Annotated in this window: 11 protein-coding genes; 4 read left to right on the top strand and 7 right to left on the bottom strand. The window is 70.5% G+C overall.

Features of this window, described 5'->3' with window-relative positions:
* Positions 1-4 precede the first annotated feature (4 nt).
* From ACZ6JS_RS25815 to ACZ6JS_RS25800, 4 genes are all read right to left on the bottom strand, one after another.
* Positions 5-1,741: a branched-chain amino acid ABC transporter permease gene (locus ACZ6JS_RS25815; RefSeq protein WP_469301591.1), complete on the bottom strand. Its 1,737-nt coding sequence runs from the start codon at positions 1,739-1,741 to the stop codon at positions 5-7.
* A 5-nt stretch (positions 1,742-1,746) separates the two neighbouring features.
* Entirely contained in the window at positions 1,747-2,679 is a 933-nt protein-coding gene (locus tag ACZ6JS_RS25810) for a branched-chain amino acid ABC transporter permease (protein WP_469301338.1), read from the bottom strand.
* 108 nt (positions 2,680-2,787) lie between these two features.
* The gene (locus tag ACZ6JS_RS25805; RefSeq protein ID WP_031149227.1) at positions 2,788-4,020 is read right to left on the bottom strand and encodes a branched-chain amino acid ABC transporter substrate-binding protein; all 1,233 of its coding nucleotides are present in this window, start codon (positions 4,018-4,020) and stop codon (positions 2,788-2,790) included.
* A 540-nt stretch (positions 4,021-4,560) separates the two neighbouring features.
* Positions 4,561-4,962 (bottom strand): hypothetical protein, encoded by a 402-nt coding sequence (locus ACZ6JS_RS25800; protein ID WP_469301336.1) that lies wholly within the window; start codon positions 4,960-4,962, stop codon positions 4,561-4,563.
* Between the two features lie 120 nt (positions 4,963-5,082).
* On the opposite strand from ACZ6JS_RS25800, the gene ACZ6JS_RS25795 reads away from it, so the two are divergent.
* Positions 5,083-5,553 carry a HEAT repeat domain-containing protein gene (locus ACZ6JS_RS25795; RefSeq protein WP_469301334.1) on the top strand — a complete coding sequence of 157 codons (471 nt, stop codon included), beginning with the start codon at positions 5,083-5,085 and terminating at the stop codon, positions 5,551-5,553.
* Positions 5,554-5,602: 49 nt separating this feature from the next.
* Here ACZ6JS_RS25795 and ACZ6JS_RS25790 read toward each other — a convergent pair whose 3' ends face one another.
* Both ACZ6JS_RS25790 and ACZ6JS_RS25785 read right to left on the bottom strand, forming a co-directional pair.
* Positions 5,603-6,094: a PaaI family thioesterase gene (locus ACZ6JS_RS25790; protein ID WP_469301332.1), complete on the bottom strand. Its 492-nt coding sequence runs from the start codon at positions 6,092-6,094 to the stop codon at positions 5,603-5,605.
* Between the two features lie 54 nt (positions 6,095-6,148).
* On the bottom strand, positions 6,149-8,419 hold the full coding sequence (locus tag ACZ6JS_RS25785; protein ID WP_469301330.1) for an FdhF/YdeP family oxidoreductase: 2,271 nt from the start codon (positions 8,417-8,419) through the stop codon (positions 6,149-6,151).
* Positions 8,420-8,619: 200 nt separating this feature from the next.
* Here ACZ6JS_RS25785 and polA point away from each other — a divergent pair, with 200 nt between their 5' ends.
* Positions 8,620-11,343: a DNA polymerase I gene (gene polA, locus ACZ6JS_RS25780; protein ID WP_469301328.1), complete on the top strand. Its 2,724-nt coding sequence runs from the start codon at positions 8,620-8,622 to the stop codon at positions 11,341-11,343.
* 40 nt (positions 11,344-11,383) lie between these two features.
* Here polA and ACZ6JS_RS25775 read toward each other — a convergent pair whose 3' ends face one another.
* Positions 11,384-12,256 (bottom strand): DUF4184 family protein, encoded by an 873-nt coding sequence (locus ACZ6JS_RS25775; RefSeq protein WP_469301326.1) that lies wholly within the window; start codon positions 12,254-12,256, stop codon positions 11,384-11,386.
* A gap of 183 nt (positions 12,257-12,439) precedes the next feature.
* Between ACZ6JS_RS25775 and ACZ6JS_RS25770 the strand changes: the two genes are divergently transcribed.
* Both ACZ6JS_RS25770 and ACZ6JS_RS25765 read left to right on the top strand, forming a co-directional pair.
* Entirely contained in the window at positions 12,440-13,666 is a 1,227-nt protein-coding gene (locus ACZ6JS_RS25770; RefSeq protein WP_469301324.1) for a lytic transglycosylase domain-containing protein, read from the top strand.
* Between the two features lie 164 nt (positions 13,667-13,830).
* On the top strand, positions 13,831-13,971 hold the full coding sequence (locus ACZ6JS_RS25765) for an SPW_0924 family protein (RefSeq protein WP_469301322.1): 141 nt from the start codon (positions 13,831-13,833) through the stop codon (positions 13,969-13,971).
* The last annotated feature ends 3 nt before the right edge of the window (positions 13,972-13,974 follow it).

The raw sequence follows: 13,974 nt of genomic DNA, 5'->3' as shown, positions 1-13,974 counted from the left end.
TCGTTCACGCCCCCGCCTTGGCGGTGGCCAGGTCCTTGGGGGCCTGGTCAGCGGTGTCGTCGTGGAACTCGAGCTGCGCGCGCTTGTTGGCGATGAGGCCTTCAGGGCGGAAGCGCATGAGCAGGATGAGGGCGATGCCGAAGGCGAGGAGCTGGTAGTCCTGGAGGAAGGCCAGCTTCGCCGGGATCAGGAAGAGGAGTGCGGCGCCGAGGATGGGGCCGCGGATGGTGCCCATGCCGCCGAGGATGACGGCGGCGAGGAGGAACGCGGAGTTCGGCGGGACGGGCCCGGCGAAGACGTAGTTCTCGGGGACGACCGTGGTGTTGACGTGAGCCTGGACGGTGCCGGCGAGGCCGGCGAGGGTGGCGCCGAGGGCGAAGGCGATGAGCTTGACCTTGAAGCCGTTGATGCCCATGGCTTCGGCGGCGGTCTCGTCCTCGCGGATGGCGACCCAGGCGCGGCCGATGCGGCTGTTGCCGGCGCGGGCGAAGACCACGACGACCAGAGCCATCACCAGCAGCATCAGGAAGTAGTAGTTGGCGTAGGCGCCGAGTTCGATGCCGGCGACCATGTGCGACTCGCCGAAGTTCCACCCGAAGATCTCGAGGTGGGGAATGTTCGGGATGCCGTTCGGGCCGTTGGTGACGTCCGGGCCGGAGGTGCCGTCGAGGTTGCCCATGGCGATGCGGAAGATTTCTCCGAAGCCGAGGGTGACGATGGCGAGGTAGTCGCCGCGCAGGCGGAGGGTCGGTGCACCGATGACCACGCCGAAGACGAGCGAGACGATGGCGCCGACGATGACCGCCGCCCAGAAGGGGAGGTGGATGCCGAAGGCGGAGGCGGTGCTGCCGGAGACCAGGGCGGCGGCGTAGGCGCCGACACCGAGGAAGGCGACGTATCCGAGGTCCAGGAGGCCGGCGAGTCCGACGACGATGTTCAGGCCGAGGGCGACGGTCGCGAAGATCAGGATGTTGACCGCGATCAGCGTGTAGGTGTCGCCGCTCTGCTGGATGAACGGGAAGGCGATCGCGGCGGCCGCGGTGCCGAGGAGGGTGACCTGGCGGTTGTTCGCGGTGAGCACCGAGAAGCGGGCGAGGAGGCCCGACTTGTTCAGGGCGAGGGCCGCGACGCCGACCGTGATCAGGTAGGCGACGAAGAGCTGCGGTTCCTTGTCATCGGTGTCGATGCCGAAGGTGATGACGAAGAGGCCGACGGCGAAGACGACGGTGATGATGAGGATCTCGGCCCAGTTGGGCAGCTTGCTCTTGGCCGGGGCGACCTTGCGGGTGTCGTCGGGGAGCTTGTACGCGGCGAGGGCCGGGACGAGGGAGCCGACGAGGGCGACGTAGGCGCCGGGCTCGAGGTTGATGACACCGCCGAGGACGACGGTGATCGCGATGACCGTGAACCAGGTGGCGGCCAGGTTGCCGAGCGCCAGGAACCAGATGGCCTTGCGGGAGCCGGCGGGGGTGAGCCAGCTGAAGCCCTTGACGCCGAGCGCGGCGAGCGCGTGGACGAGGGTGAGGGCGGCTCCGGCCAGGGTGACGTACTGGAGGTCGGCGGGGCTGCCGTAGAAGGTGAGGTCACCGGGGAAGTCGGCGGTCCACGTCCAGGCGAGGAAGGCGCTGACGATGGTGAGGAGGCTGCCGCCGACGATCGCGTAGAGGAGCGCGGCGGGTGCGGGGGCCGTCTTCGCGGTAGGGGTCGGCGTCTGCGTCTGCGGGGTGGTGTTGGTGGTCATGGTTCTCACGCCCGATCCGTGACGCGCTGGCCGAGCAGGCCTTGGGGCCGCACGAGGAGGACGACGATGAGGAGTACGAAGGCCCAGACGTTGGACCAGGCTCCGCCGCCGAGCTGCTGCATGCCGGGGATCTCTTCGATGTAGGCGATCGAGAGGGCTTCGGCGAGTCCGAGGACGACGCCGCCGACCATGGCTCCGTAGATGTTGCCGATGCCGCCGAGGACGGCTGCGGTGAAGGCCTTGAGGCCGAGGATGAAGCCCATCTCGAAGTTGATCTGGCCCTTGTCGACGCCGTAGGCGACGGCGGCGACGGCGGCGAACGCGGCACCGATGGCGAAGGCCATGACGATGATGCGGTCGGTGTTGATGCCCATCAGCTTGGCGGTGTCGGGGTCCTGCGCGGTGGCCTGCATGGCGCGGCCGCTACGGCTCTTCTGGACGAAGACGCCGAGGGCGAGCATGCAGAGCGGGGCGAGGATGAGGACGAAGAGGTCCGCACGCTGGATCGCGAGGCTGTCGGTGAGCTTGAAGGCCGGGCCCGTGAACTCGGGGAAGCTGACGGCCTTCTTGGCGTCCGGGTAGAACTGCCAGACGAGCTGCTGGAGCGCGATCGAGAGGCCGATTGCGGTGATGAGGGGTGCGAGCCTGGGAGCGCTGCGCAGGGGGCGGTAGGCGAAGCGTTCGGCTGCGCATGCCACGGCGACGGAGCAGATGGCGCCGCCGACGATCATGACGGGTATCGCGATCAGCAGGGTGGTGCCGGTCGGGAGGATGGCGTAGGCGGTGAGCGCGCCGAAGCCGCCGATCATGAAGATCTCGCCGTGGGCGAAGTTGATGAGCTGGACGATGCCGTAGACCATGGTGTACCCGATGGCGATGAGGCCATAGAGAGCACCGAGGGCAAGGCCGTTGGCCAGCTGTTGCGGCAGTTCGTGCACCGCAGGGCCTCCGATGAGCGTGTCGGATAAGACTCCGCGCGAGGGCACTGTTTGCGCCCTCGCGCGGCGTTGGTTCAGGTGTTACGGGTGGTGCTGGGTGCTACGGGCTTACTGGTTGAAGGTGTCGCTCTTGACGTCGACCCACTTGCCGCCCTCGACCTTGTAGACCGTGAGCTGCTTGTTGGTGGTGTCGCCGTACTGGTCGAAGGCGACCTTGCCGGTCACGCCCTCGAAGGAGACCTTGCCGAGAGCCTCGACGACCTTGGCGCGGGCGTCGTCGGGGAGCTTGCCGCTGTTGGCGGCGACGACGGCCTTGACGGCCTGGATGACGGCCCAGCCGGCGTCGTAGGAGTAGCCACCGTAGGCGGCGTACGGGTCCTTGTAGCCCTCGGCCTTGTAGTCCTCGATGAACTTCTTGGCGGTGTCGAGCTTCTCGACCGGGTAGCCGATGGAGGTGGCGAGGTCGCCCTCGTTGGCCTCACCGGAGGCGCTGATGAAGGCGGGGTCCTGGATGCCGTCGCCGCCCATGAGCGGGACGGCGGCGCCGGCCTTCTTGATCTGGTCGGCGAGCAGGCCGCCCTCGGGGTACTGGCCGCCGAAGTAGACGGAGTCGGCGCCGGAGGACTTGACCTTGTCGGCGGTGGAGGAGAAGTCGGTCTCCTTCACGGTGACGTGGTCGGTGCCGGCGACCTCGCCGCCGAGCTTCTTGAACTCCTCGGCGAAGATCGCGGCGAGGCCGGCGCCGTAGGTCTGCTTGTCGTCGACGATGAAGACCTTCTTCTTGCCGGCGTCCTTGAAGAGGTACTGGGCGGCGAACTTGCCCTGGACCACGTCGGTGGCGGCGGTGCGGAAGTAGGTGTCGAAGCCGCGCTTGAACTCGCCCTTGCCCCAGTTGTCGCCCTGGCTGAGCGCGGGGTTGGTGTTGGCGGGGGAGACCTGCGCCAGCTTGGCGGAGGCGAAGACGCCCTGCATCTGCTGGGCGACGCCCGAGTTCAGCGGGCCGACGACGCCGAGGACGTCCTTGTTGCCCACGAGCTTGGTGGCGTTGGCCTGGCCGGAGGCCGGGACGGCCTGGTCGTCGAGGGCCTCGACCTTGAACTCGATGCCCGGGACCTCGTTGTTCTTGTTGGCCGTCTTGGCCGCGAGGTCCACGGAGTTCTTGATGCCCTGACCGAGAGCGGAGAGGGAACCGGTCAGCGGGGCGTCGACGCCGATGACGACGACGGTCTTCTTGCCGCCGCTGTTGTCCTTGGAGCCTCCGTCGCGCGATCCGCAAGCGGTGAGGGTCAGTGCTCCCGTGGTGATCACGGTGGTGAGGATGAGCAAAGAACGGTGTCGCACGATTCTTCCTTTCCCTGGCGCAGCCCTCTGTCGAGGTGCCGTTGGGTCGCCGGGCCGCACTGGAGAGGTCCACGGCCGTGCTGATTCGCGCCCTGCGGCGCGGTGACTGGCCGTGACTCTAGGGCCGAGGTGGCGAGCACCGGGAGGCGGGAAAGGAGGATGTGACGCTCTTGTTATGCCAAGGCCAAGAATGTGCGGTGGGAGTTTAAACAAACCGGACATATAGGCACCTTGGAGATCGTCCGCATCGTGAGAAATCGCAGTTCCTCTAAGGGGCTTGAGGCCTTCATGCTCCTGTCTTAGATCAAATTGAGCCGAATGTGGCTGCGCGTGTCCAAAAGAATCCTCCGGGTGGCCATTCCCAAGGGAAAAGGTGGATTCGAGCCGTCTCGGAAATTACACAGAGTGATGGTCGCAGCGTTGTGTCGGAACAGTGACTGATCTTGTGTCGGCGGCGGCATGGCCTCTCACCTGCGGTTCGGCCCCATGGAGGCATCTGCCCGGAAGACGGACAGCGTGCTCGGAATCCGGTGACGCCGGTCACATCGGGGGGCGCTGGTTCTCCGAGCTGCGGGTCGCGCCGCCCTGTTCGGCGCAGTGCTGCGCCACGAAGCGGTCGATAAGCTCAAGTGCCTTTTCCCGCCCGGCAGTTCGCTCTTCGGTGCGCCCTGCTGCCACCGCTTCCTCGTGGATCGCGTACTGATCGTTGGAAAGCCCCTTCTGCTCCCAGTCGAGGCCGGACCACCTGGTGCCCAGGAGGGTCTCCTTCGCCCAGTAGGACACGAGGCTCGTGCACACCTGTACGGGGGAGGCGGGGGTGGGGGCGGAGGGGCTCGCGGAGCCCGCCGCGGAGGGTGGTGCGGAGGATGAGCATCCGGTCAGGGCGAGCGCCGCGAGCAGGGTGTGGGCGGCGTACCGGGCCGTGCGTGGCATGGTCCCCATGGGGCGACGGTAGGCGGTGGCCACCGGTGAGACAACAGATGTCACCGCGAAGCGTGCGGACTGGCGGATTCCGGGCTGTTGCGGGCCGGCAGCTCCTCGCCCGGCTCCTATGCTCGGTCCATGAGCCGACGCCCGAGCCCGATGGCCTTGACCGAGTCGGCCTGGCGGCAGCTCGAGGCCCCCGACACGGGCAGCCGGGAAGGCTGTCTCGAAGTCGTGGCCGACATCCTGGAGTGGGGCCTCCTCGAGCGGGCCGACGCCGAGCGCGTCGCCGCGCGCCTCGTCGCGGTCGCCCTGTCCGACGAGAGCTACGCGCTGCGGGAGTCCGCACTGAACGCCCTCAGCGCGGGCACCACGTCGTACCGGTTCCCCTACCGGGTGCTGGAGCCGCTGGCCGCCGGCGCGGACGCCTTCGAGGTGCTGCTCCTCGAGTACGTCCTGTCCGTCATCGGGTGCGCCGCCGACCGGGCGGCGCTGCCGGTCGTGGAGCGGTTCCTGGGCCACCCGGACCCGGCGGTGCGCCGGGAGGCGGCCCACGCGGTGCGGGAGTTGCACTGGAGCCTCGGGCGCGACCGGGAGGGGCCGGCCTGAGCCCCGGCGGCGGGCCGGGGGCACGCTCGTCGGGGCCGTGCGGGGCGGGTCAGGCCTGGGAGTGGGCCTCGGCGCCGCCGGGGACCTGGTCGACGTCGCGCAGCAGGCACGTCAGGCGGGCGGTGCAGATCCGCTTGTCCTGCTCGTCGGTGATGACGATCTCGAAGGTGGTGGTCGAGCGGCCGCGGTGGACCGGGGTGGCGACGCCGGTGACGATGCCGCTGCGGGCGCCCCGGTGGTGGGTGCAGTTCAGGTCCACGCCGACGGCGATCTTGCTGATGCCGCCGTGCATCATGGCGCCGATCGAGCCGAGGGTCTCGGCCAGGACGGCGGAGGCCCCGCCGTGCAGCAGTCCGTAGGGCTGGGTGTTGCCCTTGACGGGCATGGTCGCGACGACGCGGTCGGCCGAGGCCTCCAGGATGCGGATGTCCATGCGCTCGCCGAGGTCTCCGGCCGAGAACAGCGCGGGCAGGTCGATGCCCAGGGCCGTGTACTCGTCGAGGACCTCCTGCGGGAACTTCACTGCGTGCTGCTCACCCATGGTCAGGCTCCGTTCGTCAACGCTCGTTAACCTTCTTGTCCTGAGGTCGTTCTATCAGGCGGGTTCGAAGCGCACGACGACGGACTTGCTGGCCGGGGTATTGCTGGTGTCCGCGGTCGAGTCGAGTGGGACCAGCACGTTCGTCTCGGGGTAGTACGCGGCGGCGCAGCCGCGGGCGGTCGGGTAGTGCACGACGCGGAATCCGGGTGCGCGCCGCTCCACGCCGTCCTTCCACTCGCTCACCAGGTCGGTGTACGAGCCGTCGGCGAGGCCCAGCTCCGCCGCGTCGGCGGGGTTGACCATGACGACGCGGCGGCCGCCGGTGATGCCGCGGTAGCGGTCGTCGAGCCCGTAGATCGTGGTGTTGTACTGGTCGTGGCTGCGCAGGGTCTGCAGGAGCAGCCGGCCCGGCGGGACCTGCGGGTACTCGACGGGCGCGGCGGTGAAGTTCGCCTTGCCGGTCCTGGTGGGGAAGCGGCGTTCGTCGCGCGGGGCGTGCGGGAGGCGGAAGCCCTCCGGGCGGGCGGCGCGGGCGTTGAAGTCCTCGAAGCCGGGGACGACGCGGGAGATCCGGTCGCGGATGGCGCCGTAGTCGCGCTCGAACTCCTCCCACGGCGTGGCGGAGGCGGGGCCCAGGACGGCGCGGGCCATGCGGGCCACGATCGCGGGCTCGGAGAGCAGGTGCGGGGAGGCGGGGGCGAGGTTGCCGCGGGAGGCGTGGACCATCCCCATGGAGTCCTCGACGGTCACGAACTGCCTGCCCGCGGCCTGGACGTCCTTGTCGGTGCGGCCGAGGGTCGGCAGGATCAGGGCGCGCCGGCCGGTGACCGCGTGGGAGCGGTTGAGCTTGGTGGAGACGTGGACGGTCAGGGAGGTGCGGCGGATCGCGGCCTCGGTGACCTCGGTGTCGGGGGTGGCGCCGACGAAGTTGCCGCCCATGGCGAAGAGGACCTTGGCGCGGCCGTCGCGCATCGCCTGGATGGAGCGGACGACGTCGTAGCCGTGCGCGCGCGGCGAGGTGATGCCGAATTCCCTGTCGAGGGCGTCGAGGAAGGCGGGAGCGGGCCGTTCGAAGATGCCCATGGTGCGGTCGCCCTGGACGTTGGAGTGGCCGCGGACGGGGCAGACGCCGGCGCCGGGGCGGCCGATGTTCCCGCGCAGCAGGAGGAGGTTGACGACCTCGCGGATGGTGGCGACGGCGTGCTTGTGCTGGGTGAGGCCCATGGCCCAGCAGACGATGGTGCGCTTCGAGGCCAGGATCATGGCGAGGGCGCGCTCGATCTCGGGGCGGGTCAGGCCGGTGGCCGTGAGGGTCTCGTCCCAGTCGGCTTCCTTCGCGGCTGCCGCGAGGTCCTCGTAGCCGTGGGTGTGCGCGCGGATGAAGGCCTCGTCGGTGGCGCCGTCGGTCTCGATGACGAGCTTGTTGAGGAGGCGGAAGAGGGCCTGGTCGCCGCCGATGCGGATCTGCAGGAAGAGATCGTTGAGTGCGGTGCCCCGGAGCATGCCGAGGGGGGTCTGCGGGTTCTTGAACCGCTCCATGCCGGCCTCGGGCAGCGGGTTCACCGAGATGATCTTCGCGCCGGCCGTCTTGGCCTGTTCCAGGGCGGAAAGCATGCGCGGATGGTTCGTGCCCGGATTCTGCCCGGCGACGATGATCAGGTCGGCCTGGTGGAGGTCTTCGAGGGAGACGCTGCCCTTGCCGATCCCGATGGTCTCGGTCAGTGCGGAACCCGAGGACTCGTGGCACATGTTGGAGCAGTCGGGCAGGTTGTTGGTGCCGAACTCGCGGGCGAAGAGCTGGAAGAGGAACGCGGCCTCGTTGCTGGTGCGGCCCGAGGTGTAGAAGAGGGCCTCGTCGGGGGAGCCGAGCGCGGTCAGCTCCTCCGCGATGATCGCGAAGGCGCGTTCCCAGCTGACGGCCTCGTACCGGTCGCCGCCCTCGGGGAGGTACATCGGCCGGGTGATGCGGCCCTGCTGGCCGAGCCAGTAGCCGGAGCGGGTGGCCAGGTCGGCCAGGGGGTGCGCGGCGAAGAACTCGGGGGTGACCCGGCGCAGGGTGGCCTCCTCCGCGACTGCCTTGGCGCCGTTCTCGCAGAATTCGGCGGTGTGCCGCTTGTCGCCCTCGGGCCATGCGCAGCCGGGACAGTCGAAGCCGTCCTTCTGGTTGACCTTGAGGAGGGTGCGGGCGGTACGGGCCAGGCCCATCTGCTGCTGCGCGATGCGCAGGGTGTGGCCGATCGCCGGAAGGCCGGCCGCCGCGTGCTGGGGCGGTGTGACCTGCGGTGCGTCCTGTACCGGATCACCTGTGGGCGGCTTGGTCGCCATCGCGCTCCCCTTCGAGCGTTCGTACGTGTGCAGCACGGGTGGCCGCGTGCTTCGATCCTTGCACGACCCACGGGGTTCGGGGGAGGGCGGGCCGGTGTTCGCGGCGCCCTGCCTGGTGCGCCGGGGGCGTCCGGTGGGGCGGATGCGCTGGGGGAGGCGACGGGCCGGAATTGTCGGTGGGGGCGCCTAGGATCGGGGGCGTGGCAGATTCAGCATCGAAGAAGACGGACCAGACGACCGCAGCGGACCGCCCCCGCCTGATGCTCATGGACGGGCACTCCCTGGCGTACCGGGCGTTCTTCGCGCTGCCCGCGGAGAACTTCACGACCGCGACGGGGCAGCCGACCAACGCCATCTACGGCTTCGCGTCGATGCTGGCGAACACGCTGCGCGACGAGGCGCCCACGCACTTCGCGGTGGCGTTCGACGTGTCCCGCAAGACGTGGCGTTCGACGGAGTTCCCCGAGTACAAGGCGAACCGCTCCAAGACGCCCGACGAGTTCAAGGGGCAGGTCGAGCTGATCGGCGAGCTCCTCGACGCGATGAAGGTGCCGCGGTTCGCCGTCGACGGCTTCGAGGCCGACGACGTGATCGCGACGCTGGCGACGCAGGCGGAGGCCCTCGGCTTCGAGGTGCTGATCGTCACCGGAGACCGGGACTCCTTCCAGCTCGTCTCCGAGCACACGACCGTGCTCTACCCGACCAAGGGCGTCTCGGAGCTGACGCGCTTCACGCCGGAGAAGGTCGAGGAGAAGTACGGACTCACCCCGCAGCAGTACCCGGACTTCGCGGCCCTGCGCGGAGACCCGTCCGACAACCTCCCCGGCATCCCGGGCGTCGGTGAGAAGACCGCCGCCAAGTGGATCATCCAGTTCGGGTCGTTCGCGGAGCTGGTGGAGCGCGCCGAGGAGGTCAAGGGCAAGGCCGGGCAGAACTTCCGGGACCACCTGGAGGCCGTCAAGCTCAACCGGGTCCTGACCGAGATGGTCAAGGACGTGGAGCTGCCCAGGAGTCCCGCCGACCTCGGCCGCCTGCCGTACGACCGGTCCGCGGTGACCGGTGTGCTGGACGTGCTGGAGATCCGCAACCCGTCGCTGCGCGAACGGCTGCTGGCCGTGGACCCGGGCGCGGCCGAGCAGGAGGCGGCCCCGGCGCCCGCGGCCGGGGTGGAGCTCGATGCGTCCGTGCTGGGCACGGGGGAGCTGGCGCCGTGGCTGGAGAGCCACGGGGGCGGGCCGCTGGGTGTCGCGACCGTCGACAGCTGGGCGCTGGGCCAGGGCAACGTCGCAGAGGTCGCGCTGGCCGCCGCCGGGGGAGCTGCCGCCTGGTTCACGCCGGCCGAGCTGGACGAGAGCGACGAGCGGGCCTTCGCGGCCTGGGCGTCCGACGCGGCCCGCCCCAAGGTCGTGCACAACGCCAAGGGTCTGATGCGGGTCTTCCCCGAGCACGGTTGGAGCCTCGCCGGCGTCACCATGGACACCGCGCTCGCGGCCTACCTGGTCAAGCCGGGCCGGCGCTCCTTCGCCCTGGACGCCCTGTCCACGGAGTACCTGCACCGTGAGCTGGCCCCCGCCGCCGCCGACGGGCAGCTGGCCTTCGGCGCCGACGAGACGGCGGAGGCCGAGGCGCTGATGGCACAGGCCCGCGCCGTCCTGGACCTGGGTGAGGCCTTCTCCGGCAGGCTCACCGAGGTGGGCGCCGCGGAGCTGCTGCACGACATGGAGCTGCCGACTTCCGAGCTGCTCGCCCGGATGGAGCGCGCCGGCATCGCCGCCGACCGCGATCACCTGGAAGCGATGGAGCAGCAGTTCGCGGGAGCCGTGCAGCAGGCGGTCAAGGAGGCGCACGCGGCGGTCGGCCACGAGTTCAACCTCGGCTCGCCCAAGCAGCTCCAGGAGGTGTTCTTCGGCGAGCTGGACCTGCCGAAGACGAAGAAGACCAAGACCGGCTACACCACGGACGCCGACGCGCTGGCCTGGCTGGCCACGCAGACCGACCACGAACTCCCGGTGATCATGCTCCGCCACCGGGAGCAGGCCAAGCTGCGCGTCACCGTCGAGGGCCTGGTCAAGACCATCGCCGCGGACGGCCGGGTGCACACCAGCTTCAGCCAGACCGTCGCCGCGACCGGCCGCCTGTCCTCCACCGACCCGAACCTGCAGAACGTGCCGGTGCGTACCGACGAGGGGCGCGCCATCCGTCGCGGCTTCGTCGTCGGCGAGGGCTTCGAGTCGCTGATGACGGCCGACTACAGCCAGATCGAGCTGCGCGTGATGGCCCACCTCTCGGAGGACGAGGGCCTGATCGAGGCGTTCGCCTCCGGCGAGGACCTGCACACCACCGTGGCCTCCCAGGTCTTCGGCGTGGAGCGCGACCGGGTCGACGCCGAGATGCGCCGCAAGATCAAGGCGATGTCCTACGGCCTGGCCTACGGGCTGTCCGCGTTCGGCCTCTCGCAGCAGCTGGGCATCGAGCCCGCCGAGGCGCGCGGGCTGATGGAGACCTTCTTCGAGCGCTTCGGCGGGGTCCGCGACTACCTCCAGCGCGTGGTGGACGAGGCGCGGGCCACCGGCTACACGGCGACGATCTTCGGCCGCCGCCGGTACCTGCCCGACCTCAACAGCGACAACCGCCAGCGCCGCGAGGCCGCCGAGCGGATGGCGCTCAACGCCCCGATCCAGGGCACCGCCGCCGACATCGTCAAGGTCGCGATGCTGCGCGTGGACAAGGCGATCACCGAGGCGGGCCTGCGCTCCCGCATGCTGCTCCAGGTCCACGACGAAATCGTGCTGGAGATCGCCCCCGGCGAGCGCGAGCAGGTGGAGGAGCTGGTGCGCCGCGAGATGGGCGCCGCCGTCGAGCTCCGCGCTCCGCTGGACGTGTCGGTGGGGGTCGGCGCGGACTGGGAGTCCGCCGCGCACTGACCTGTGTGACGACGTGCGGGCAGCGCCCGTCCCCGCCCGATCAGGCGGTGGGGACGGGCGTTCGCGTTTCCTCGTCCGTGCGGTCCGCGCCGCGGTGCCGGTCACGGCCGCGGCGCTGTCGCAGGCGTACGAGGACCCCGTACACCAGCAGGGACACGCACAGGCCGCCGCCCGCCCCGAAGCAGACCGTCGGAATGATGTCGAGGGGCGTACGGATCCGGTCGAAGAAGGTGAAGAAGCGGATCACTCGGAAGGTCACCCCGGCCGCGACGCCCGCCGCGATCACCGCCAGCGCACCCCAGTACTCCGCACGGCCGAGCACCGGCACGGACGCGGGCGGCGTGCAGGCAGGCAGCCGGCGCAGCGCGGTCGCCGTGAACCACAGCAGCGCGCCGGCCGCGATCGCCGAACTGCCGTACTGCAGGAAGGTGTAGGGCGGGAAACCGAAGGCGATGGGCTCACCCAGCCAGGGCAGCGCGTTCGTCCCCCACCGGTCCATGTGCGTGAAGCTGTCCCACAGCACGTGCGTCAGGGAACCGATGACCGCCGACACGTAGAACCAGGCGGCGAACACCGGCAGTCGGCGGCGGCTGCGCCATTCCTCGCCCCGCAGGAAGGCGTGCACCCTGCCCTGCCACCTGTCCGGCAGGAGCGCGACGAGGGGCTCGCGCAACAACAGCCAGCAGCCCACGAGGAGCGCGGTGAGGACGGCGTCCAGCGTGAAGATCCCGAGCAGCGAGTGCGTGACGCTCCCGTACGCCATGAAGCCCTCGACGACGGCGTCGGTGAAGTAGAAGGTGTCCGGGGCGAAGGAGCCGAGGACCATCGCGGAGGCGACGAGGGGACCCCGTGCACGTCCCGTCCGGCGGATGGCCGGCAGTACGGCAGCCGCATGGCTGAGAGTGAACGGCATGACACCTCTTCTGTGCGTTCCTGCGGTCGTTCCCACTTCGGGCCAAAGCGCCCGAACGGTGCCGACAGTATGCGTGAGCTGCCCGTGGACGTGGGGATCCGGTGAATTCCAGCCCGTGGTGCGTGCCCGTTGCAGGGAGTTGACGTAGGGTCACGCGGACGTCGAGGGGGAGGGGTCCGGCTCATGTCGTCTCGGATATTCGGCCGCAGGCTGCGCAAGGGGGCAACGGCCGCGCTGGTCTGCGCGCTGACGGTCGCCGCACTGACCGCTTCTCGGGGTCCGGCGGGTCCGCCGCCCAACGCGGCGGTGGCGGCAGGCGGGGGCGCGGACGGGTCGCTCCCGGCGCCGGAGAGCGGCGGCGACTCGGCCTACTTCACCGAACTGCCCCCGCTCGTGAGCCCGCAGCCGCCGGCGGTGCTGCTGCCGGAGGGAACGCCGCCGACGGCGGGCGCGGACCCGGAGGTGCAGCCCGAACAGCCCTCCGCGCCGGTCGTGACGGGGCCGCGGGAAGGGGCGCAGGGAATACCGGCGAGCGTGCTCGCGGCGTACCAGCGGGCCGAGAGGACCGTCGGACGGAGCGATCCCGGCTGCGGACTGCGTTGGCAACTCCTGGCCGCCATTGGCAAGGTGGAGTCCGGGCAGGCGCGCGGCGGCCGGGTCGACGCGGCGGGGACGACCCTGCGGCCGATCCTCGGACCGGTGCTCGACGGCAACGGATTCGCGAACATCCGGGACACCGACGGCGGCGCATACGACGGCGACGCGACGTACGACCGGGCGGTCGGGCCGATGCAGTTCATCCCCTCCACATGGGCGGCCTGGGGCCAGGACGCGGACGGCGACGGGCGCCGCAACCCGAACAACGTGCACGACGCGGCCCTCGCGGCAGCCCGCTACCTGTGCGCGGGCACCCGGGACCTGCGGGTGGAGGCGGACCTGGACCGCGCGGTGCTTTCCTACAACCACTCCACGGAGTACCTGCGGACGGTGCGGTCGTGGTTCACGTACTACCTCGAGGGCACGCACGAGGTCCCGGACAGCGGTGGCGGTACACCGGAACCCGACCCCGCGAAGCCGTCCCCGAAGCCGACACCGACGCGGACGCCGGACCCGAAGCCGGACCCGAAGCCGAGCCCGCCCCCCACGCCGACACCGACCCCCACCCCCACGCCGACCCCCACCCCCACCCCCACCCCGACGCCTGCGCCGACCCCCACCCCCACGCCGACGCCTACGCCCGACCCGAAGCCGACGTCCTCCCCGGCCCCCACGCCGACGCCGAGCCCGGCCGTGACGCCGGCGCCGAAGCCGTCCCCCACGGCGAGCGCGCCGGCGCCCGCCCGGATCGCGGTGCCGCCGGCCACTGCGGAGCCCGCCCCGTCCCCCGCGACGGCCACGGCGACCCCGTAGCGCCGACCGGGTGATGCCACCCGCCCGTGGCCTGCCCGCCACGAGCAGGTGGCTCGCCGCTTCCCGCCCACCGCGGTGGACCCGTCGCCTGACGGTTCTCATCTCGACCCCGCGTTGCTACGGTGCCCCTTCTCTGACGCCTCATCAGATTTCGGAGCCCCGGCATGCGCGCATTCGTCGCCGCCGTCATCGGTCTCGCGGCCGCGCTGGCCCTCGTGTTCGCCGTCACGGCGTTCGGGATGCCCGAAGGCGAGACCTCGCCAAAGCCCCTGCTCACCACCGCGCCCCCCGCGCCCGGAAAGTAGAGG

This window comes from Streptomyces sp. NPDC046349, from assembly GCF_055587885.1.
Note: the sequence above shows the minus strand (reverse complement) of the source record. Positions and strands in the feature narration are given on the sequence as shown.